The 22,105-nt window shown below is 40.8% G+C and carries 20 protein-coding genes; 16 read left to right on the top strand and 4 right to left on the bottom strand.

Annotation, left to right across the window (positions count from 1 at the left end; all coding sequences use genetic code 11):
* Nucleotides 1-398: 398 nt before the first annotated feature.
* Nucleotides 399-3,194: a bifunctional [glutamate--ammonia ligase]-adenylyl-L-tyrosine phosphorylase/[glutamate--ammonia-ligase] adenylyltransferase gene (glnE, locus tag ACZ5WS_RS06065; RefSeq protein WP_464711148.1), complete on the bottom strand. Its 2,796-nt coding sequence runs from the start codon at nucleotides 3,192-3,194 to the stop codon at nucleotides 399-401.
* Nucleotides 3,195-3,272: 78 nt separating this feature from the next.
* On the opposite strand from glnE, the gene ACZ5WS_RS06060 reads away from it, so the two are divergent.
* The 6 genes from ACZ5WS_RS06060 to ruvX all read left to right on the top strand — a co-directional run bounded on the left by ACZ5WS_RS06060 (nucleotide 3,273) and on the right by ruvX (nucleotide 7,949).
* Entirely contained in the window at nucleotides 3,273-4,166 is an 894-nt protein-coding gene (locus tag ACZ5WS_RS06060) for a DUF350 domain-containing protein (RefSeq protein WP_138609475.1), read from the top strand.
* Nucleotides 4,167-4,243: 77 nt separating this feature from the next.
* On the top strand, nucleotides 4,244-4,717 hold the full coding sequence (locus tag ACZ5WS_RS06055; protein ID WP_138609474.1) for a hypothetical protein: 474 nt from the start codon (nucleotides 4,244-4,246) through the stop codon (nucleotides 4,715-4,717).
* A gap of 70 nt (nucleotides 4,718-4,787) precedes the next feature.
* Complete coding sequence (gene rsmE, locus ACZ5WS_RS06050) at nucleotides 4,788-5,522, top strand: 16S rRNA (uracil(1498)-N(3))-methyltransferase (protein ID WP_138609472.1); 735 nt, start codon at nucleotides 4,788-4,790, stop codon at nucleotides 5,520-5,522.
* A gap of 66 nt (nucleotides 5,523-5,588) precedes the next feature.
* Nucleotides 5,589-6,536, top strand: coding sequence for a glutathione synthase (gshB, locus tag ACZ5WS_RS06045; protein WP_464711146.1), 948 nt, complete (start codon nucleotides 5,589-5,591; stop codon nucleotides 6,534-6,536).
* Between the two features lie 122 nt (nucleotides 6,537-6,658).
* Nucleotides 6,659-7,216: a YqgE/AlgH family protein gene (locus ACZ5WS_RS06040; protein ID WP_010391585.1), complete on the top strand. Its 558-nt coding sequence runs from the start codon at nucleotides 6,659-6,661 to the stop codon at nucleotides 7,214-7,216.
* Between the two features lie 283 nt (nucleotides 7,217-7,499).
* Nucleotides 7,500-7,949 (top strand): Holliday junction resolvase RuvX, encoded by a 450-nt coding sequence (gene ruvX, locus ACZ5WS_RS06035; RefSeq protein ID WP_013465849.1) that lies wholly within the window; start codon nucleotides 7,500-7,502, stop codon nucleotides 7,947-7,949.
* Nucleotides 7,950-8,153: 204 nt separating this feature from the next.
* Here the strand turns inward: ruvX and ACZ5WS_RS06030 are convergent, their stop codons facing one another.
* A complete protein-coding gene (locus ACZ5WS_RS06030) occupies nucleotides 8,154-9,290 on the bottom strand; it encodes a PilT/PilU family type 4a pilus ATPase (RefSeq protein WP_138609270.1) in 1,137 nt (378 codons plus the stop codon).
* Between the two features lie 9 nt (nucleotides 9,291-9,299).
* Entirely contained in the window at nucleotides 9,300-10,340 is a 1,041-nt protein-coding gene (locus tag ACZ5WS_RS06025) for a type IV pilus twitching motility protein PilT (RefSeq protein WP_010391590.1), read from the bottom strand.
* A 2-nt stretch (nucleotides 10,341-10,342) separates the two neighbouring features.
* Here ACZ5WS_RS06025 and ACZ5WS_RS06020 point away from each other — a divergent pair, with 2 nt between their 5' ends.
* From ACZ5WS_RS06020 to ACZ5WS_RS05985, 8 genes are all read left to right on the top strand, one after another.
* Nucleotides 10,343-11,056 carry a YggS family pyridoxal phosphate-dependent enzyme gene (locus tag ACZ5WS_RS06020; protein WP_464711143.1) on the top strand — a complete coding sequence of 238 codons (714 nt, stop codon included), beginning with the start codon at nucleotides 10,343-10,345 and terminating at the stop codon, nucleotides 11,054-11,056.
* A 17-nt stretch (nucleotides 11,057-11,073) separates the two neighbouring features.
* A complete protein-coding gene (proC, locus tag ACZ5WS_RS06015) occupies nucleotides 11,074-11,895 on the top strand; it encodes a pyrroline-5-carboxylate reductase (RefSeq protein WP_138609266.1) in 822 nt (273 codons plus the stop codon).
* Between the two features lie 26 nt (nucleotides 11,896-11,921).
* On the top strand, nucleotides 11,922-12,455 hold the full coding sequence (locus ACZ5WS_RS06010; RefSeq protein WP_008113334.1) for a YggT family protein: 534 nt from the start codon (nucleotides 11,922-11,924) through the stop codon (nucleotides 12,453-12,455).
* Nucleotides 12,456-12,513: 58 nt separating this feature from the next.
* A complete protein-coding gene (locus tag ACZ5WS_RS06005) occupies nucleotides 12,514-12,957 on the top strand; it encodes a DUF4426 domain-containing protein (protein ID WP_055012523.1) in 444 nt (147 codons plus the stop codon).
* A 2-nt stretch (nucleotides 12,958-12,959) separates the two neighbouring features.
* The gene (gene rdgB / locus ACZ5WS_RS06000) at nucleotides 12,960-13,559 is read left to right on the top strand and encodes an RdgB/HAM1 family non-canonical purine NTP pyrophosphatase (protein WP_464711140.1); all 600 of its coding nucleotides are present in this window, start codon (nucleotides 12,960-12,962) and stop codon (nucleotides 13,557-13,559) included.
* The gene (hemW, locus tag ACZ5WS_RS05995) at nucleotides 13,556-14,692 is read left to right on the top strand and encodes a radical SAM family heme chaperone HemW (protein ID WP_138609264.1); all 1,137 of its coding nucleotides are present in this window, start codon (nucleotides 13,556-13,558) and stop codon (nucleotides 14,690-14,692) included. Before rdgB ends, hemW begins: the two co-directional genes overlap by 4 nt.
* Nucleotides 14,693-14,776: 84 nt before the next feature.
* The gene (locus ACZ5WS_RS05990) at nucleotides 14,777-16,609 is read left to right on the top strand and encodes a DUF885 domain-containing protein (protein WP_464711139.1); all 1,833 of its coding nucleotides are present in this window, start codon (nucleotides 14,777-14,779) and stop codon (nucleotides 16,607-16,609) included.
* 104 nt (nucleotides 16,610-16,713) lie between these two features.
* Entirely contained in the window at nucleotides 16,714-17,373 is a 660-nt protein-coding gene (locus tag ACZ5WS_RS05985; RefSeq protein ID WP_464711137.1) for a hypothetical protein, read from the top strand.
* On the opposite strand, the gene ACZ5WS_RS05980 is transcribed toward ACZ5WS_RS05985, so the two are convergent.
* Nucleotides 17,365-18,081 carry an SIMPL domain-containing protein gene (locus tag ACZ5WS_RS05980; RefSeq protein WP_464711136.1) on the bottom strand — a complete coding sequence of 239 codons (717 nt, stop codon included), beginning with the start codon at nucleotides 18,079-18,081 and terminating at the stop codon, nucleotides 17,365-17,367. The genes ACZ5WS_RS05985 and ACZ5WS_RS05980 overlap by 9 nt on opposite strands.
* 380 nt (nucleotides 18,082-18,461) lie before the next feature.
* Here ACZ5WS_RS05980 and ACZ5WS_RS05975 point away from each other — a divergent pair, with 380 nt between their 5' ends.
* Nucleotides 18,462-21,128, top strand: a complete 2,667-nt coding sequence (locus ACZ5WS_RS05975) for a bifunctional acetate--CoA ligase family protein/GNAT family N-acetyltransferase (RefSeq protein WP_464711134.1) — start codon at nucleotides 18,462-18,464, stop codon at nucleotides 21,126-21,128.
* A gap of 8 nt (nucleotides 21,129-21,136) precedes the next feature.
* A complete protein-coding gene (locus ACZ5WS_RS05970) occupies nucleotides 21,137-22,081 on the top strand; it encodes an ion transporter (protein ID WP_138609146.1) in 945 nt (314 codons plus the stop codon).
* Nucleotides 22,082-22,105: the final 24 nt, after the last annotated feature.

Raw genomic sequence — 22,105 nt, 5'->3', positions numbered from 1 at the left:
AAACTTACTCCCTTTGTTGTTCCTTTTTAAAAGGGACGACCATTATTGCAAAGGGAACGCCTTGATATTAAGTCCCTGTGAAAAGCTGAATTCTGCATATTGAGGCAATTTGGGTATAATGTGGTATTCCCCATAAATAGGCGATAACGTGGAATAAATGCCAAACAGGCGCTGCCCGAAGGGTTCTGCCTAGGGGCAATTAACTCTTTGTTGCCTACATGGATGTAGGTAAGGGGCGTGAGCAGGACGCGGAAGCTTTGCTCGGTTCTTACTTAGCCCACTAGGTTACAAACCTCGCGCCGCGACTAAATTGCCCCTAGTTTGAACAAATATCAATCCGCAAAGATCAACAGACCCTTGGCTTTATAAGCGCTCAATAGTCATTGAGCGCTTATAAATCAGTCCAACTCAAAAATAGCTTTCCAAACAGCAGTTACATTATTGATATCTTTACTAAAATCTTCACGTTTTACACAACGACCCTGCTGATCTAAGCTCAACACATGATAGCGTGAGCGATAATCTATATAAGCTTTAATAAGTTGCTGTTTCTGTGTGTCTGTAATGCAACCAATTTTAGCCGCGTCCGTTAAAATTCTGACATTGTCAGAATTGTCGCATAAGTGGTTAAACTCATGAGCGTACTTTAATACTAAATATTGGGTAATAAACTCAATATCGGTCATCGCCCCCACGTCTTGTTTTAAATCAAACTGCTGTTCGTTACCTTTAGCTAAATGACCACGCATTTTTTCGCGCATTTTAATTACGTCGGTCTTTAGCAGTTCAACATCACGTTTTTGACACAATATCTCGGCGCGAATTTGTGCAAAACGCGTTACTAATTCAGTTTGGCCTAAAATCAGTCTCGCTCTCACTAAAGCTTGATGCTCCCACGTCCATGCTTGGGTTTGTTGATAATGATTAAAACTCTCTAAGTTAATCGCTAATAACCCTGATGCCCCCTCTGGGCGAAGTCGAGTATCTAATTCATATAAAATACCTGAGGCAGTACGGGTATTAAATAAATGCATTAATCGTTGCGCTAGTTTTAAATAAAACTGTCTTGAGTCAATTGCTTTGTCGCCGCTGGTGTAGCTGGTACCGTCATGGTTATGCACGAACACTAAATCGAGATCAGAGTCATAACCCACCTCAAAACCGCCAGTTTTTCCATACGCAATAACGGCAAAGCCTTTATGCTCATCATCGGTATTGGGTGGCATGCCAAAACGTTTAACACAATGATACCAAGCAATATTAACAGCCTGATCAACTATTGCTTCTGCAAGTGCAGTTAAGTGATCGCTTACTTTCATCACATCAATAACGCCAGTGGCATCTGCGGCAGCAATCCGTAACTGATGAGTTTGTTTAAACTGACGTAATGCCTCCATTTGTTGTTCAAGATCGTCATGTTCAATACGTAAAAAATACTGTCTTATTTCATCTTTATACGCTGTTAATAGGGTCGGTTTGTATAGCACTGCAGGGTCGATAAGTTCATCGAGTAGAATGGGATACAATGAAATATGCTCTCCAATCCACTTGCTATGGCAACAGAGCAAAACTAACTGCTTTAACGTTCCAGGGTTTTCATACAACAGCTCTAAATAAGCGGTGCGCGAAATAATTTTATTTAGTATTTGACATACCGTTGTAAACGCACTGGCAGTAGCATTAAAGTCGTTTAATTGTTTTAGTAATGCAGGCATTAATTTATCAAGAATATCGCGTCCACGGTTGCCCACTTTGGCTTTAGATAGGCGCTGTTTGAAGTCATGTAATGGTGTTTGCCACTCTTCTCTTGGTTCATTCAAAAAGCTAACATCACCATGATCCCAAGTACTTATAAACGCGCCTTCACAAGTATCAAGTGGTTCAGTTTCTTCACCAATTACCTGAATAAACTCATTATGAATTTGCGCCATGACCTGTTCTATTTTTTCAATAGCTGAGTCAAAATTACCTTGCTTCAACAATACATTCAGCCGTTGCTGATTTAGCTCATCATCAGGCAGAGTTTGTGTTTGCTGATCATCAAAAATCTGTAGGTATTGCTCTACCCTACGTAAATAAAGATAGTTATTTTTAAGCCCTCTGGCTTCATGCTCATCAATCACTTGGCTAAAAGTTAGCTGCTCTAATGCAGTTAATAGAGATTGTGTTTGTAAATTTGCTTCTCTGCCGCCCCTGACCATTTGCAATGCTTGAACAATAAATTCAACTTCGCGAATGCCGCCACCACCTAATTTAATATTATTTGTTAAGCGCTTACGACGCACTTCTTGGGCAATCATGAGTTTCATTTTTCTAAGCGATTCAATCACCGAAAAATCAATATAGCGGCGATAAACAAAAGGTCTCAGCAAGGTATTAAACTCCTGCCAATAACGATTAGGCGTGCCAATTAAACGCCCTTTTAACATCGCATAGCGCTCCCAATCACGCCCTTGCTCTTGGTAGTAATCTTCAATGGCATTAAAGCTCATCACCAACGGACCACTTTCACCAAATGGACGCAGGCGCATATCAACCCGAAATACTTGGCCATCCACAGTACATTGGTTCAGGGCTGTAATTAGCTTTTGGGCCACTTTAGTATAAAAAACAGATGCTTCGAGCGAGCGACGACCGCCTTGGGTTTTAACGTTGCGGGGGTATGCAAAAATAAGGTCGATATCAGATGAATAATTGAGTTCTTGCCCACCTAACTTCCCCATGCCTAGTACCATTAATGGTAAAGAATTTTTGTCTTCATCTAATGGTTCACCATTAGTTTTAGCAACATTTTTGTAGGCCCATTGATTAGCACTGTCTATTAGTTTATTGGCAAGTTCACTAATGTATTTAATACTATCCGCAATTGAGTTTTCACAACATAAGTCTAAAAAAGCGACTTTTAGCCAGTACTTTTCGCGATATTGGCGCAGTAATTGATGACACTGCTGCTCTTCGACTTCATTTATATTAAGCGTTGCAAAGGGATCTGAAATTTCTCTATTGTTAATTTCAACTTCGCACAGCAACCAAGATAATAGCGAAGGTTGAGAACTTAAACTGCGCCAAGCAAAATCACTTAACGCTAATAAACGCACGATTTGCTGCTGGATTTGTTGTTCGGGATACAGCGCTGCAAAACGCGTTTCACCCAGTTTTTGTAATTCAATCGGAAGCTGCGTGTCGTTACTCATCAATACCCTCTTTTATCTCACCAATAACCATACTAGAATGGTTAAAAACCTACCAAGGTAAATCTATTTAGGAACACCATGTCATATTTATCATTATCTAACACTAGTTTAGTTGCGATTGCTATTAGTTTTGTGGTTATTTGTATTATTATCATCAGTTTAAGAATTGTGACTCAAATAAAAGCAAAACAAGCACTTAAAGAAGAATTAGCGCAACATGATAACTTTGCAATGGGAATTAGTTTTGCTTCTGAAATATCAGTGGTGATCGCCACAATGGCATTTTTGTTCGATGAAATTAGTGTTAGCACCGCTCAATCAAATCCACTGAAAGTCATTTTGTTAATTGTGCTGTTATTTTCGTTTATAAAAATGGGACATTTAATCCACCGTAAGTGGATATTACGCCGCTTTAATGAAGAAGCAGCTATATTAAAACAAAACGTTTGTGCGGCGCTGGTTGATTCAGGCATGCTGATTGCCAACTGCATTTTAGTATTGGGTTTATATACGTGGACACACACTCAAGGCTTTAGTAATTTATTAATAGCCTCGGTAAGCTTTTTTGTTTTACAAGGCATGTTTGCCCTAGACAGTAAAATACGCGAAAACCGCTTTGCTAAAGCCAACCAAGGGGCCTCATTGCAAAGTAACTTTGGTTTAGAAAACACCTCCATTGGTATTCGCTATGCGGGTAAATCAATAGGCTTAGCTCTTGCTGCGTATGCTGGTTTATCGAGTGCGGCGTTTCAAAACGGTAAAATGGTAGAGAACTTATTTACTTTGGTAATGCATTGCGGTGTGATGTGGCTGTTACTATACTGTTTAACGTATATTATAAAAATTATTTCAATGCCAAATATAGATACCGCACTTGAAGTCGATCATCAGGATAATATTGGCATTGCCTGTATTGAATTTGCTGTATTTTGTGCTATTGGTTATTTATTAATAAGTATGTTTTCAATTTAGTACCAAACTCATTAAATTTAGCCGTTGCTTAACGTCCCTATTTAATTGTTTGGTAAATTAACAGGGATTTTAGGTATATGGCAATTAAAACAGGAAGTTATCTATTAATTGATATAGATAACGAGTTCAGTCGAGCATTTGTAAAGTATTACATAAATACTAATGATGCTGCTAAAAAAGACATCATTATAGCCGGTGCGAACACGCAAAAGCTGGTTAAAATGATGTTTGATGAACTCGTTAAAGATTATTGCTATTGCGATATTGAGAACGAAATCAGTATTTCAGAACTGGCCAGCTACCTTCACGAACACCATAATGTTCAAGGCGTATTATTCAATCAAACAGATTATTTGCTCGCTGATGATACACAGCGCTTTATTTATAATTCATTACATGAAAAACGCTATATTATTAGTCAAACCAATCATGGCTATGACATTAACCCCATAAATGAAGAGTGCCATTCAAATCATTTGTCCTGTGATACCGATATAGCCCAAACCGCACAAGAACTAACAGAGCTTGCAGTCCCTGAATATGAAAAATAAATAATTGCACCCAAGCCTTTGCTTACTTACCATAGAGGGATATAACTTCTATGTAAAAAAGTGATTTGCCATGCGAGTGCCTCATATTTATCAATCATCACCAATTGCCCTTAATACTCCTTTAAACCTTGACGATGATGCTGCAGGGCACATAGGTCGAGTGTTGCGCATGAAAGTGGGCGAACAGGTTTCTATTTTTAATGGTGAAGGCGGAGAATTCCTCAGTGAAATTATTGAGGTGAGTAAAAAGAGCGTGGTTGTTATGCCACTTGAATTTAATCCTCATGACGTTGAATCACCATTAAAAATTCATTTAGGCCAGTGCGTATCCCGTGGTGACAAAATGGATTTTACCATTCAAAAGTCTGTTGAATTAGGGGTCACTGAAATCACTCCTATTTTTAGCCAGCGCTGCGGCGTAAAACTAAGTGGCGACCGCTTAGAAAAAAAACACCAGCAATGGCAAAAAATAGCCATTGCCGCATCAGAGCAATCTGGGCGCAACTTTGTGCCAAAAGTACACTCACCTGTTGATTTAAAAACCTGGCTTGAACAGCAAACAGCTGCCATTAAATTAACTTTGCATCCTCGCGCCGAACACAGTATTAAAACTATTACCATTCCCGATGACGGCGTGCGCTTTTTAGTAGGGCCGGAAGGCGGATTTACTGACGATGAAATAGCACAAACAAAGCAACAAGAATTTGTAGATATTCGCTTAGGCCCGCGGGTACTTCGCACAGAAACAGCAGCGTTAACCGTTTTAAGCGCACTGCAATTACAATTTGGCGATTTAGCTAATTGAAATAACAAAAAGCACCCACATATCAAGATTACAGTTGTAAAAAACACATAAATTAAGGCACAGCGCATGGCAATTAAGTTAGGTATTATTTCAGATCCTATTAGTGGATTTAATATTAAAAAAGACACCGGTTTTGCAATGATGATGCAAGCGCAAACCCGTGGCTACGAAATTTACTACATGGAAATGGATGATTTATCGCTGCGTCAAGGCAATGCCTACGCCACTGCAGCCAAAGCGCAGGTTTTTGATAACGCAGAAAAATGGTACCAACTTGAAGAAAAAACCACCATTGCGCTGGCTGATTTAGACGTTATTTTAATGCGTAAAGATCCGCCTTTTGATACTGAATATATTTACGCAACCTATATTTTAGAACGTGCTGAGCAAGCGGGTACTTTAGTTATTAATAAGCCACAGAGCTTGCGTGACGCCAATGAAAAACTATTTACAGCTTGGTTTAGTGAGCACACACCTGATACATTAGTTACCCGCAGCCAAAAGCAAATCCGTGAATTTTTAGCCCAGCACAAGGATATTATTTTAAAACCACTGGATGGTATGGGCGGTACTTCTATTTTTAGAGTAAAAGCAGATGATGCCAATATTGGCGTAATATGCGAAACCTTAACTGAGCATGGCAGTCGCTTTGCGATGGCGCAAAATTACATTGAAGAGATCACTCAAGGTGACAAGCGCGTATTGGTTGTTGATGGTGAAGTTATTCCTTATTGCTTAGCGCGTATTCCACAAAACGGCGAAACGCGCGGTAACTTAGCCGCCGGCGGACGTGGTGAAGCACGCCCAATTAGTGAGTCAGATCTTAAAATTGCTCAAGCAGTTGCCCCTACATTGAAAGAAAAAGGCTTAATATTTGTTGGCTTAGATATCATTGGCGATAAGTTAACTGAAATTAACGTAACAGCACCAACCTGTGTTAAAGAAATTGAGGCCGCTTACGACATTTCTATTACCGGTATTTTATTTGATGCCATAGAGAGAAAACTTAGCTAAAGCCATAGCAAACTTTAAGCGCTGACGCTTCTATAGTCATCGCTTAAAGTTGAATAAATTTTTAGTGTTAAAACATGGGACTATGCCATACTCAAGATTCAATAACTAAAGGGGTAAAAATTATGCAGTCATTAGAAAATCACTTTTTAATTGCAATGCCATCAATGCAAGACCCTTTTTTTAAACGTGCGGTCACTTATATTTGTGAACACAATGAAGAAGGCGCTATGGGACTTGTTATCAATCAGCCGATTGATGTTACCGTAGGTGAGCTACTCGACAAAATTGATATTGATAACGATAAGTCGCAACATGCCGCGCAAGTGACAGTGTATGCTGGCGGGCCGGTAAAAACGGATCGTGGCTTTGTGCTACATTCACCAAAACCTGGGTACTCGGCAAGCCAAAAATTGAGCAGTGATATTATGATCACTACCTCAAAAGATGTATTAGCCACATTAACTACCGCTCAAGCACCCGAGCAATTTATAATTACCTTAGGTTACTCAGGTTGGGAGCAAGGCCAGTTAGAACAAGAGCTACTTGATAATAGCTGGCTGATTATAAAAGCCGACCCCAAAATAATTTTTGATACCCCAGTGGAAAAGCGCTGGGAAATGGCAGTCTCTATGCTTGGTTTTGATGTTAGCCAATTAAGCCCCGAAGCTGGACATGCTTAGGGTCTGTTGACCTTTGCAGATTAAAATTTGTTCAAACTAGGGGCGGTTTAATCGCGGCGCGAAGTTTGTAACCTAGTGGGCTAAGTAAAAACCGAGCAACAAAGAGTAAATCGCCCCTAGGCAGAACCCTTCGGGCAGCGCCTGTTTGGCATTGATGCTGCGTTATCGCCTATTTATGGGGAATAACCACACCACAAAGGCTCTGCCTTGCCTAAATACCAAACAGACTGCTGCAAATTCAACCTTGAAAGGTTAACAGACCCTAATAACATAAAAGACAAACATGACTAAAAAAACAGTAAAACCGCAAGGTGAGCGCACCGTAATGGGATTTGATTTTGGTACTAAGAGCATTGGTATTGCAATTGGTCAAGAATTGACAGGCAGCGCCACCAGCCTAAAGGCGGTGAAAGCTCAAGATGGCATCCCTAATTGGGATGACATTGCTGTACAGGTAAAAGAGTGGCAACCTGACTTAATGGTGGTTGGCTTACCGCTTAATATGGATGGCACTTCTCAAGAGGTTACCTTTAAAGCCAAAAAGTTCGCCAACCGTTTGCATAATCATTACGGTATAGCGGTTCATACTCAAGATGAGCGCTTAACTACCGCTGATGCTAAAGCACGGTTGTTTGAACGTGGTGGTTATAAAAACTTAGGTAAAGGCAACGTAGATAATATGTCTGCGGTGATAATTCTAGAGAGCTTTTTTGAAGCCAGTTATGGCGAATAAATTGATTTAACAAAAAAAGCGCTTAAAGCGCTTTTTTTATGCGTGGATTTAGATTTGGGTCTATTAACCTTTGTGGATTAAAACTCGTTCAAGTAAGGGGCGATTTAATCATGGCGCGAGGTTTATAACCTAGCTGGCTCGATAACTGCTCCTACGTTATTCTACTGGCTTATATCCATGTAGGCAGCAACGAGTTAATTGTCCTTAGGTAATATTACCTTTATCATCAAGGCCATCAATGGTTACACCTTGCAAAAAGCCTGCCCCTTGCTGCTCGTTATTACGCAGTTTTATCATTAAACGTAAATCATTTGGCGAGTCTGCATGATGAAGTGCATCGGCATAGTTAATCCGTTGCTGTCTGTAAAGCTCAAACAGCGCTTGGTCAAAGGTCTGCATGCCCATTTCAGTTGATTTGGCCATAGTTTCTTTAATACCACCAATGTTACCGTTTTTAATCAGCTCACTCACCATTGGCGTATTCAATAATACCTCTATAGCAGCAGCACGTCCCTCACCATCAGAGGTAGGGATAAGCTGCTGGGCAATAATAGCGCGTAAGTTTAATGCTAAATCATATTTAAGCTTATCGTGCTTCTCTTTTGGAACTAAGTGCATAATACGATCAATAGCTTGGTTAGCATTGTTAGCATGTAAGGTGGCAACACATAAATGACCTGTTTCTGCAAAGCTTAACGCATACTCCATAGTTTCTTGCGATCGAATTTCACCAATCAAAATAACATCAGGCGCTTGGCGTAAAGAGCTTTTTAGTGCTGACTCAAAACTTTCAGTATCTAAGCCCACTTCACGTTGAGTAATAATGCTTTTTTTATGTTCATGAACAAACTCTATTGGATCTTCTATAGTTAAAATATGCCCACGTTGATTGCGATTTCTATAACCAATAAGCGCCGCCAAAGACGTTGATTTACCTGTTCCAGTACCACCGACAAATAATACCAGTCCGCGCTTTGACATAATCACATCTGTAAGCGCTGAGGGCAATCCAAGTTCTTTTACATCAGGTATTTGGGTCACAATCCGGCGAATAACCATCCCCGCTCTATCGCGTTGCCAAAAAGCCGAAATACGAAAGCGCCCTTCGCTGGTTGCAATCGCAAAGTTACACTCTTTGGTGTTATGAAACTCTGCTTTTTGCTTTTCACTCATCGCTGATTCAACTAATTCCAGCGCTTGCTCATCGGTTAGCTTGTCATCATTAAGAGGTATCAGCTCGCCATTAATTTTAGCGCTGATAGGCAGCTGGCTTGATACAAATAGATCAGAGCCTTTTTTGTCGATCATTATTTGTAAAAAGTGATTTAGAGATAAAGTCATAATAATTCCTTAAGCGCTAAACTGCGTCTTATCTTGTGCTTTTGTATACGCCGCTGAGTGAGTGATAATGCCTCGGTTAACTAGATTCGTTAAACATTGATCCATGGTTTGCATGCCCTGCGACGCACCAGTTTGAATCGATGAGTACATTTGAGCAATTTTATCTTCACGAATTAAGTTACGAATAGCAGGCGTTGCCAACATGATTTCGTGTGCAGCTACTCGCCCTCCACCGACCTTCTTGATCAGTGTTTGTGAGATAACCGCACGCAATGATTCGGAAAGCATAGAGCGGATCATGTCTTTTTCTTCACCAGGAAATACGTCAATAATACGGTCAATGGTTTTAGGTGCCGACGTGGTATGCAAAGTGCCAAACACTAAGTGACCAGTTTCAGCAGCAGTCATAGCAAGGCGAATAGTTTCTAGATCTCGTAGCTCACCTACCAAAATAACATCAGGGTCTTCACGCAATGCACTTCTCAGCGCATTAGAAAAACTATGTGTATCGCGGTGAACTTCACGCTGGTTAATTAAGCTGAGTTTATTATCGTGCACAAATTCGATAGGATCTTCAATGGTCAGTACATGATGATGTTTATTTTGATTTATATAGTCCACCATGGCTGCGAGTGTAGTCGACTTACCTGAGCCTGTAGGGCCGGTAACTAATACTAAGCCTCGTGGGTTATCTGAAATTTGTTTGAATATTTCCGGCGCGCCCAAATCTTCAAGTGTCAATACATCACTCGGGATAGTACGAAACACGGCAGCAGGACCACGATTAGAGTTAAAGGCATTTACACGAAAACGTGCTAAATTAGGGACTTCAAAAGAAAAATCCACTTCGAGATTTTGTTCATAGTCCTTACGCTGGTTATCGTTCATAATGTCATAAACCAGACTGCTGACTTCTTTATCTCCAAGTGCTGGTATATTAATACGTCGCACATCACCATCAACACGTATCATAGGTGACACCCCTGATGATAAGTGCAAATCTGATGCTTTATGTTGCACACTAAATGCCAATAATTCGGTGATATCCATTTATGACTCCACAACTAACTGATAAATATATGGTTACAATAGCAGAACGACTCACATCCGCCTACGCTAGAATTGCAGAGGCAGCGCAAAATGCACAGCGTAATAGTAACGAAATTACGTTACTTGCAGTATCTAAAACCAAACCCGCCTCTGATATTATGGCAGCTTATGAGCAAGGGCAACGCCAATTTGGTGAATCTTATGTTCAAGAAGCTGTAGATAAAATAGCGCAACTAGCCACATTTAGCGATATTGTTTGGCATTTCATTGGCCCTATACAGTCAAATAAAAGCGCTTTGGTGGCTGCTAATTTTGACTGGGTACAAAGCGTCGATAGACTAAAAATAGCAAAACGCTTAAACGCTCAGCGCCCACAGGAAATGCTCGCTCTTAATGTACTGATACAAGTTAATATTAGCGCAGAAGATGCTAAATCAGGCTGTACCATAGAAGAGATTGACCAACTAGCGCAATTTATAAGTCAGTGTTCACAGTTAAAATTACGCGGACTAATGGCTATTCCTGCAAAAAGTGACGATGCTAACACGCAAATTCAATATTTTGAGCAATTACAAACTTGCTTTGATAAACTACAGACCCAATATCCTCATATAGATACGTTGTCGATGGGGATGAGTAACGATGTAGAGACTGCCATAGCGGCAGGTTCAACCATGGTGAGGATCGGCACAGATATTTTTGGAACACGAACTTAAAAGGTGATAACAGACATATGTCAGATAAAAAAATCGCATTTATAGGCACAGGTAATATGAGCTACGCCATCATTGGTGGCATGGTAAAAAACGGCTTTAACGCAAACAATATTATTGCAACTAACCGCAACCAAGAAAAACTAGCCAAGGTAGCATCCGACTTTAAGGTGCAAACCACCAGTGATAATAACGAAGCTATGCGCGATGCAGATGTCATTGTTCTGTCTGTTAAACCACAAATGATGGGCGACTTGTGCCAATCATTTCAAGATTCAGGCATCGACTTTAGTGATAAATTATTTATCTCAGTCGCTGCAGGTCTAACCGTTAAACGCTTACGTGAAATGCTTGGCCAAGATGTGAAAATGGTGCGTTGTATGCCAAATACACCGTCGTTACTTGGCCGTGGTGTATCGGGCTTGTATGGCGCTGGCGAAACGCAAAGCGAACATGAATTTGTACAACAAGTTTTTGAATGTACAGGTATAGTTGTGTGGGTAGAGCAAGAATCGCAAATTAACGATATCATTGCTGTGACAGGCTCATCGCCAGCTTACTTTTTCTTATTTATGGAAGCGATTGAAGAAAAAGCGAAAGCACTTGGCTTTAATGATGAAGACGCGCGTCGCTTAGTACAACAAACAGCGCTAGGCGCAGCTGAAATGGCACTTAGCCAACCAGATATTAGCATTTCGCAACTTCGCGCCAATGTAACCTCAAAAGGCGGTACCACGCATGCAGCTGTTGAGCATTTAAAAGCGCAAGGTTTAACCCAAACTGTGGGTGATGCAATGGATGCGTGTATTGCGCGTGCAGTGCAAATGGAACAAGAACTTTAAAACCATTTTTTATTGAAGGTTATACTATGAATGCCATGCAATTTTTAATTAGCACCTTGTTTGATCTATTTTTAATGGTGGTACTACTGCGTTTTTGGCTACAGTGGGCAAAAGCCGACTTTTACAACCCGATGAGCCAATTTGTGGTCAAAGCCACTTCGTTTGCAGTTAACCCGCTGCGAAAAATTATTCCAGGGCTAGGCGGGCTTGATTTAGCCTCTTTGTTGCTGGCATTTATAGTGGCTGCGGCAAAAATAAGTACATTAATGTGGCTTATTTATAGCTCTTGGGCTATTCAACCTGTGCTTATACAGGCGCTAATAACTGTTTTAAAAGAAGGTTTAAATTTAGTCTTTTGGGTGTTAATCATCCGCGCTATTTTAAGCTGGGTAAGCCAAGGCTATAACCCAATTGAAGCGGTATTCCATCAGCTTACTGAGCCAATGTTAAAGCCGATCCGTAAAATCTTACCTCCACTAGGAGGCTTAGACTTATCGGTATTGGTACTGATCATCGGCATTCAGTTTTTACAAATGCTGCTAATGGACCTTTTAGCTTAAGCACAACGTAATATAAAAGAGGCCTAGCGCCTCTTTTTTACATACTCAGGAGTTAACCATGCAACGTTTAATAAAGTTTTGTTTTATTGCTTGTCTCGCTTTAGCATTTAATGCACACAGCGCTCAAGAACAAGGCGCCCAATACAAAGAACTAGGCCCTTGGCAAGTTCATTACATAGCCTTTCCATCAACGTTTATTCAACCGCAAATAGCTAAAGCCTATGACCTTGAGCGTAGTGGCTATAAAGGTATTGTTAATATTTCAATATTAAAAAATAATGCAGATAAAGCCGCTCAAAAAGCGACATTACAAGGTATCGCTAAAAACTTATTAGGTAACAAGCAAACCCTTAACTTTAAAGAAGTCGTTGAAGGCGATTCAATTTATTACCTAGCACAAGTAGATTACACCAACGAAGAAATTTTACGTTTTGAAATTGAAATCCAACAAGGTAATCAGTTTCAAACATTAAAGTTTAAGCAAAAATTTTACGTAGATTAAATATGACCAACACCTTAGTACTTGCAACCGGTAACCCCGGAAAAGTGAATGAGCTGGCTAACATGCTCAGCTCACTTAATATTAATGTTGTACCGCAAAGCGACTTTAATGTCAGTGACGTAGCCGAAACAGGCACCACGTTTGTAGAAAACGCGATAATTAAAGCGCGTCATGCGGCTAAAATTACCGGACTGCCTGCTATTGCAGATGATTCAGGCTTAGAAGTGGATGGCCTGAATGGCGCGCCAGGTGTTTACTCTGCTCGTTTTGCAGGAAATAGCGCAAGCGATCAAGATAATATCGATAAATTACTGGCTGATTTAGGCAACAACCCTAATCGCAGCGCTCGCTTTTGGTGTGTGTTGGTACTAATGCGTCATGCCGACGACCCTACTCCACTTATTTGCAGTGCTAGCTGGGAGGGCGAAATTACCCTTAGCCAACACGGTAAAGGTGGCTTTGGTTACGATCCTATCTTTTTTGTACCATCAGAAAATTGTAACAGTGCAGAGCTTACAAAAGAGCAGAAGAATGCACTAAGTCACCGTGGGCAAGCACTTAATAAATTACTACAAGAGTTACAACACAAAGGCGGCCTGTGAACCTTCCTCCACTGAGTTTATATGTGCACGTGCCTTGGTGCGTGCAAAAATGCCCTTACTGCGACTTTAATAGCCACGGGCAAAAAGGTGACATCCCTGAAGCTGAATATGTACAGCACTTAATTGACGATTTAAAAGCTGATTTACACTTAGTACAAGGGCGAAAAATTCACAGTATTTTTATTGGCGGCGGCACGCCAAGCCTATTAACCGGCGCAGCATATACCCGTTTACTCAATGAAATCGATAACCTAATTGGTTTAAGCGATAACTGTGAAATAACCCTTGAAGCAAACCCGGGCACAGTCGAAACTGGCCGTTTTAAAGATTATGTAAAAGCAGGGATTAACCGTATCTCTATTGGCGTGCAAAGCATGCAAAATGATAAGTTAAAAGCCTTAGGCCGAATTCATGGTGCCGATGAAGCCTGTTATGCGGCACAACAAGCTACTGAAGCAGGGTTGAATAGCTTTAACCTTGATTTAATGCATGGTTTACCAGGGCAATCTCTCGATGACGCACTAAGTGATTTAAAACAAATTATTGCCCTGAGCCCTCCACATATTTCTTGGTATCAGCTCACCATTGAGCCTAATACACAATTTGCTTCAAAACCGCCCACGTTGCCGCAAGATGAGACCTTATGGGATATTCAAGAACAAGGCCAAGCATTATTAGCACAAGCAGGCTATCAGCAATACGAAATATCGGGGTATGCAAAACCGGGCTTTCAATGCCAACATAACTTGAATTATTGGCGGTTTGGCGATTATCTTGGTATTGGCTGTGGCGCCCATGGTAAGGTCACTGATGCGAAAACGGGGGTGATAACACGCACTGAAAAGGTTAAACATCCACGGGGCTACATGGACATTATTAAGCCCTACTTGTACAAAAGCTGGCAAGTAGAACAAGACGACTTAGCGTTTGAATTTTTTATGAATCGCTTTCGTTTAACAGAGCCATGCCCGATTGAAGACTACAGTGCACTGACTAATCAGCCATTACAAAGCCAACAAGCGGCTTTGAATAAAGCCATTAACACAGGTTTATTAATAGAAAAAGACGGCCATTGGCAAGTAAGCCTTAAAGGCCATCGCTTTTTAAATGACCTGCTAGAATTGTTCGTATAACGCTTTTGGCGTTATGCGCATGTAAAGTAAATACATGAAAAATTAAAATACCCTAATGGGTTTCTAACAACAAAAGGGAAACGAATGCGTAAACTTACTCTAATTGCTGCCACGGTAAGCGTGGCACTGCTTGCTGGTTGCCAACAAGCAACACAACAATCAACGCCTGCACCGGCGGTTCAAGCTCAACCGGTACAAAGTGAAATTGATAAAGCGAATGCTTTTTTTGAAGACACTTTTAATCGTGATGTAATGAGCAGCCCAGTTTATCAAACCTATATGGGCATCAAAAAAGATTACGATAAATGGGATGACAACAGCGAAGAAAAAGCGCTTAAAGACTTGGCGCAAACTAAAGCCGATTTGGTTACGCTCAACAGCATTGACCGTGCGCAATTAGATGCAGCTACTCAAGTAAGTTATGATTTAAAAAAACAAGATTTAGAAGCCAGCATTGCTGATTTTAAATGGCGTTATCATAACTACCCAGTAAACCAAATGTTTGGTACACATTCTATGGTGCCGGCTTTTTTAATTAACCAGCATCAAATTAGCAACGTAAAAGAAGCCAACGATTACATTGCCCGTTTAAATGGGGTACCGGGTGTATTCGATCAACTGATTACCGGCTTAGAAATTCGCGCCGATAAAAACATTATTGCACCTAAATTTGTATTTCCACACGTGATTGACTCAAGCAAAAACATCATTAAAGGTGCGCCGTTTGAACAAGGTGAAGATTCTACGCTATTAGCTGACTTTAAACGTAAAGTAAATGCATTAGAAATCGACCAAGCTGAAAAAGATGCACTTATTAGTAAAGCGACTGATGCATTAAAAACAGCAGTTAAACCTGCTTACTCTAAGTTAATTAACTACATTGCACAGCTAGAAAAACGTGCTGATGACCGTGACGGTGCTTGGAAATTCCCTGATGGCGAAGCGTTTTACAATAACGCGCTTAAACGTACAACTACGACAGACCTTACTGCAAAAGAAATTCATGCTATTGGTCTTGCCGAAGTGTCACGTATTCATGATGAAATGCGTGCTATTAAAGATAAAGTTGGCTTTGAGGGCGACTTAAACGCTTTTATGCAGTTTATGAAAACCGACAAGCAATTCTACCTTGCTAATACTGAAGCGGGTAAAGCGCAGTACCTAAGTGAAGCTAAAGGCTTAATTGATAACATGAAAACACGCTTAGATGAGCTGTTTATTGTAAAGCCAAAAGCCGACATGATAGTAAAACGTGTTGAAGCTTTCCGTGAAAAAGCGGCAGGTAAAGCGTTTTATCAACAACCTGCGCCAGATGGTTCTCGCCCAGGTATTTACTACGCCAACCTATACGACATGGAAGCAATGCCAACTTACCAAATGGAAGCTCTAGCTTACCATGAAGGTATTCCGGGTCATCACATGCAAATTGCTATTTCACAAGAATTAGAAGGCGTGCCTAAGTTCCGTAAATTTGGTGGTTACACAGCCTACATTGAAGGTTGGGGTTTATACTCAGAGTTACTACCAAAAGAAATGGGCCTTTATGAAGACCCGTATTCAGATTTTGGTCGTTTAGCTATGGAGTTATGGCGTGCCTGTCGTCTAGTGGTTGATACCGGTATTCACGCAATGAAGTGGACTCGCCAAGAAGGTATTGATTACTACGTTAACAACACTCCTAACGCCACTTCTGACGGTGTAAAAATGGTTGAGCGTCATATTGTAATGCCATCACAAGCAACGGCTTACAAAGTAGGTATGCTGAAAATATTAGAACTACGTGAAGCAGCTAAAGAGCAACTTGGCGACAAGTTTGATATTCGTCAGTTCCACGACGTAGTGCTTAAGAATGGCCCTGTACCATTGAACGTTCTAGAAAACTTTGTTGATGAGTGGGTTGCTAGCAAACAAGCTTAATTATCAAGTAACTACTTAAACATATAAAAGGTCGCAATTGCGGCCTTTTGTTTTATAAAGCAAAAAATTAAGCTAGGATAAAGTAGGTATTCAAGGAGAACAGAATGGATCTAAGCATACAGCTACTCAATGCGCGTATTAAACAACAACAGTTTGATGAGCTTGATAACGACTTTAAAAAGCTTACTGACGCTCAAAAAGTGATGCAGCTTAATTACCTGTTTGAAAGCGCGTTACGCATGAGTATTAAATACGATTTTATGCAAAACATTGCCGTGCGAATTTTAGCGAGCAATACGCCACCAGCGCCGTTTATTGAAAAGCTAACCAGTTTAGATGCACTGAGCTTTTTTACTCCTGCGCTTAAATTAAATAAAGGCTTTATTAGTACAGATAGCCATGGCAATAACGTGTTACATAATGTGTTCAAGCACGCAGCGCCGAGTCAATTGCCTTTTAACTATGTTCGCTCGTTAATGTTATTTGAATCTAATGAAGAGTTACTGCGTGCATTGGCGCAAATCAATCAGTACGGGCTCACTCCTGTGGCCAGCTATATCGTTTATGCACATAAGCCTAACATTCCGGTAAAGCATGAATTCTCAGCCTTACTGGCATTAATGGAAATAGAACAAAAACAAAATCCTAGAGCAAAATTACAATTGCTTGAGGCATTAAAAAACGACCCTCCAAGCGAAATTACCTTGCTACTAAGCGCCGCATATTTACAGCGCTCTACTGAACAAGTAGCGGCACTAATCTGATAAGTAATATTCTACGCTAGTAACCACGCGTACATTTTTAATTTGCGGTGTGTTTGAATCCCGATCGCTAATACTAAACTGCCCTTGGCGTGCGGTTTTAATTTTACCTAAAAGGGAGTTTGAATCTTTCGCAAATTTATTTGCTACTTCACGAGCTTTTTCTGTGGCTTCTTGCACCATGGCTGGCTTTATATCGTTAAGCCCAGTAAAAATATATTCAATACGAGTTTGATAGTTATCTTGCACTATGGCTATATTTTGTTTAGCTAACTGACTCACTTTACTCAGTGCGTTTTTAACTTTATCAGGGGCATTAGAGTAAACAATAATATTTGAGCTAATAACGTATCTAAACTTTTGATTGTCGTTCGCGTATTCACGCGCTTGCTTATCAATAATAGATTGAGTGCCTGTCGATATTTCCTCATCGTCAAAGCCATGTAGCTTTAAAAAGGCAATTACGGCATCGTTTTTTTGCTCAACTCGCTCAACAAGCTTTTCAAGGTTGTTATCGGCGTCATTAAACTGCAGCGGCCAAATAACAGTATCAGCGACCACTTCACGCTCTGCTAAGCCTTTGACCTGAACAGTGCGCTCCATGCCTTTAATATCAATTGCGGCTCCTTTGATGATAAAGCCCAATGCAATTAAGCCGATGCTTAAACAAACTGCTGCCATAACAACGGTTACATTCGATATTTTATTCACTTCACTCTCCTTGATTAGGGTCTGTTGACCTTTGCGGATTAAAACTTGTTCAAACTAGGGGCGATTTAATCGCGGCGCGAGGTTTGTAACCTAGTGGGCTAAGTAAAAACCGAGCAACAAAGAGTAAATCGCCCCTAGGCAGAACTCTTCGGGCAGCGCCTGTTTGGCATTTATGCTGCGTTATCGCCTATTTATGGGGAATAACCACACCACATAGGCTCTGCCTTGCCTAAATACCAAACAGACTGCTGCAAGTTTAACCTTGAAAGGTCAACAGACCCTAATATCAATAATAAGCATGTTCACGCTCGAAAAAACACAATAAACAGGTTACATTGAGACAGTACAGAACGCAAAACTTAATCAGCCAAGGAAACGCAATGAGTCTAAAACGTATTAACCAGTTTTTTAACCCAAGCTCTGTTGCTGTTATTGGGGCATCAAACACCGCCACTCGCGCGGGTAATGTGGTAATGCGCAACTTACTGCAAGGTGGCTTTAAAGGGCCTATTATGCCCGTTACCCCAAATCATACAGCGGTACACGGCGTATTGGCTTACCCCAGTATTGAAGCCTTACCTAAAGTGCCTGATTTAGCCGTTATCTGTACCAATAAAAACACCTTAATGAAAATTATTGAGCAGCTAGGTACGCTTGGCTGTCATAGTGCCATTATTATTGCGGATGGCTTAACTACAGCTCAAAAACAGGCACTCAAAGAGAGCGCAGCTAAGCATAAAGTCACCCTGCTTGGCTCAAATTGTTTAGGGTTACTTATTCCGCATATAGGCTTAAATGCAAGCTTTTCTCATACTGTTGCCACACCAGGTAAACTGGCTTTTGTATCGCAATCTGCAGCAGTTTGCTCAACTATTCTTGATTGGGCAAAAAATAAAGAAATTGGCTTTTCATACTTTGTATCTATGGGGGATTGTTTAGATATTGAGTTTGACGAAATACTCGACTTTTTAGGTCGTGATGCTAAAACCAAAGCCATCTTACTGTACATCGATAATATTGATGATATCCGCAGCTTTATTTCTGCCGCTCGAGCAGCCGCATTTTCTAAACCTGTTATTGCTATTAAAACTGGCAGAACCAGCGCAGGGGCTCTCGCCGCTGAAATACACACCGGCGGAAAACAAAGCTCAGATGCGGTATATGATGCCATGTTTCAACGTGCGGGTATGCTAAGAGTAAACGACTTACGTGAGCTCTTTGCCGCCACCCAAACCTTGGCCATGCATCCTAAGTTACTGCAAGTAGAGCAACTTACCATATTAACCAATGGTGGTGGCCCTGGAGTGATGGCGGTTGATGAACTCATTCAAAGCTCAGGAAAACTTGCTCAGCTCAGTTATGAAACTCGCGAAGCACTTAATAAAGTGATCCCGCATTCAGACACCGCTGCTAATCCGGTCGATATATTTGGCGATTCTGCGCCAGTGCGTTATAAGCATGCGTTAGAAATATTACTAAATGCTAAAGAAGTTAAAAACTTACTGATCATCCACACTCCATCAGCTTTGGCCCCAAGTGAAAATTACGCTCAGGTTATTGTTGAGGCACTAAATAAATTACCGAAAATGGCACGCCCGTATGTAATTACTAATTTTATGGGAGAAGATGCTGCTTTTGCTGCAAGACGCATCTGCGCTAATAACGCCATCCCTACCTATCGTACCCCAGAAGGGGCGGTAGGCGCCTTTATGCACTTAGTAAGCTACCGTCGTAATCAAAAGCATTTAACTCAAACGCCAGAATCAAATACTGACGATGCCACTATTAATAAAGCAGCAGCGAAAGCGACTATAAAAGAGTTTTTAAATGATGAACAACATTACTTATCAACCCATCAAGCAAGTCATATTTTAAGTAGTTACGGCATTGACTGTATTCAAACTGAAGTTGCCTACACTCCAACCGAAGCCAAAGAGCAAGCAATAGAGCTGGGCTTTCCAGTGGCATTGAAATTGATTAGCCCCAGTATTCCCTCTAAGTCTGAAGTCGGCGGTGTCGTACTAAACCTCAATGATGCGCAAGAGGTAGAGCAAACCGCATTTGCCATGCTGTTAAGAATAAAGAACACCTACCCTGATGCCATAATTGATGGTTTTTCATTACAAAAAATGGCACCTCGAGCGGGAGCTAACGAGCTGCGTATAGCCATAAAAACAGAGCCTAATTTTGGGCCGGTTATTTTATTAGGTGAAGCCGGTACAGGGCTTGAATATGCACAAGCCGCAGTCGCTTTGCCACCACTGAATATGAACCTAGCTAAATATTTAATTGCCGCCGCCCATGATAAAGGCGTACTTAAAGATCGTGTTCTGCCAGAGAAAGTAGATAAATATCGCTTGTGTTCACTACTAACTCGAATTTCTCAATTGGTCGTAGATCAACCGGATATCACCTCGTTAGAGCTAAATCCTATTCTAGCTAGTAATGGCCAGTTTTTAGTACTTGATGCCACCATGAATTTGAATCAGTATCAGGCTCAAGCACATCGAAAACGTTTATCTATTCGTCCTTACCCTATTGAACTAGTTGAACAAGTCACTTTAAAAAATAATACCTTAGCAACGCTCAGACCAATCAAACCTGAAGATGAGCAAGCACATCAAGCGTTTGACCAGTCATTAACTAAAGAAGATAGGTATAAACGCTTTTTTGGTGAGTTACCACAATTTAACCACGATCAACTCGCGAAAATGACGCAAATTGATTACGACCGCGAAATGGCGTTTATTGTTACCCAAACACAAGACGAGCAACAGCACACCTTAGGGGTTTCACGAGTGATTATGGACCCAGATAACTTACAAGCAGAGTTTGCTATTGTAGTACGTTCTGATTGCCAAGGGCTTGGATTAGGACGTATTTTAATGAATGCAGCAATTTCTCATTGTAAGCGCCAAGGGGTAAAAACCGTTGAGGGGATCACCCTACCTGAAAACACTGGCATGATTGAGCTGGCTCGTAAACTCGGATTTAAAATTAGTCGTGATTTTGAAGAAGGCAGTATCAATATGTTACTCACATTATAATAATTATTATGCAGAAACTTAGACAAACCATCAACCAAGTATTTGAGTCTTCAGGTAAGTACCAACGGGCCGGTCACTTTTTAGATGCCCTACTAATCACTATTATTATGATAAATGTGGTGGCCATCGTACTCGAATCAGTGCACAGCATTGCCACTGAGTACTACAACGAATTTTTAATGTTAGAGCTGGTATCGGTTGCCATATTTAGTGCTGAATACCTAATACGTGCTTGGACCTGTGTAGATAGAGTAAAATACGCCTCTATGGATTGCTCCAATACACAAAAGCGGATCCGCTATATTTTATCACCACTGGCTATCATCGATTTAATCGCCATTTTGCCAAGCCTGCTAATGCTTTTCTTTGCTTTAGACTTGCGTTTTTTACGCGTATTACGTTTATTAAGAGTATTTAAGCTCACTCGTTATTCACGGGCTATGCAGCTGTTATTACAGGCATTTATTGATGAAGCAAGTTCATTATTGGCTGCATTTTTTATTATGGCAGTAGTACTTATTTTAGCTTCATGCGGTATTTATTTATTAGAACATGACATTCAACCAGACAAGTTTGGCTCAATTCCGGCCGCAATGTGGTGGGCAATGGCAACACTTACGACTGTAGGCTATGGTGATGTTGTGCCAATAACACCCATTGGTAAGCTGTTTGGTGGTGTCATCACTCTAGTAAGCATGGGCATGGTGGCTATACCCACTGGTTTATTAGCGTCGAGCTTTTCAGAGCAAGTTCGTAAACGTCGTCAGTTATTTGAAGATGCCACCCATGAGCAAATAACCGACGGTAAACTCTCCGACGAGCAATTACATCACCTAGAAGATCTTCGCTACAAACTCGGGTTAAGTAAGTTAGAAGCTAATAAAGCAATAAAAGCGGAACTTAATAAACGCAGCTCACATTTATTTTGTCGCCATTGTGGTAAGCGCCCTTAATAACACATACACAAAGCTGAGGCG

Source organism: Pseudoalteromonas sp. 11L1, from assembly GCF_055397545.1.
Note: the sequence above shows the minus strand (reverse complement) of the source record. Positions and strands in the feature narration are given on the sequence as shown.